This window comes from Yoonia sp. R2-816 (assembly GCF_046762905.1).
Taxonomy (GTDB): Bacteria; Pseudomonadota; Alphaproteobacteria; order Rhodobacterales; family Rhodobacteraceae; genus Yoonia.
Map to the genome: position 1 here is coordinate 1 of NZ_JBKQXN010000063.1, position 496 is coordinate 496.

Sequence of the window (496 nt, forward strand, 5' to 3'; positions counted from 1 at the left end):
AGATTTCGTCTCATAAACACTTCTCCATTCAGTCTTCCACGTCCCCCCACAGTCGTCGCCGTTCCGTCAACGGTGCCGTCAGGGCTAGCTAGCAGGCCAACGTTCATTCGTTTCTTTGTCATGGTGTGTTTCCCGTGTTGACCGTGCGCCGATCAGTCACTCGCGCCTGATGTTCCCAGCCTGCCGACCCGTCACGCCGCTGGCGTTTGTAGGTAGCCGTGTTGCCAACCACTCGCAGGCCAATCAAATCGCTCCATACTTAATAATAGAACCAGGTAGCTCCATTGCGGAAATTCCCAAGTCCTATTTTTGAATAGACAACAGCTATGACCAGATCCGCGCTTGTCAGGCTTTAACCCTGTCAACACAACCTGGTCTTGAGGGTCAGCTTTTCGACACTGTGCTGTAGTAGACTGTGCACTCAGTTTCTGTTTCTCCAGTCGAGCTTCGGCCTCACCCTGCTTTTGCCTTTCTTCGAAAATGTCGATAGCGACGG

At 52.4% G+C, this 496-nt stretch carries 1 protein-coding gene; it reads right to left on the bottom strand.

Annotated features, from left to right (window positions below; translation table 11 throughout):
• Positions 1-191 precede the first annotated feature (191 nt).
• The coding region (locus ACFWW2_RS01215; RefSeq protein WP_393925538.1) for a hypothetical protein at positions 192-496 on the bottom strand (305 nt) is incomplete at its 5' end.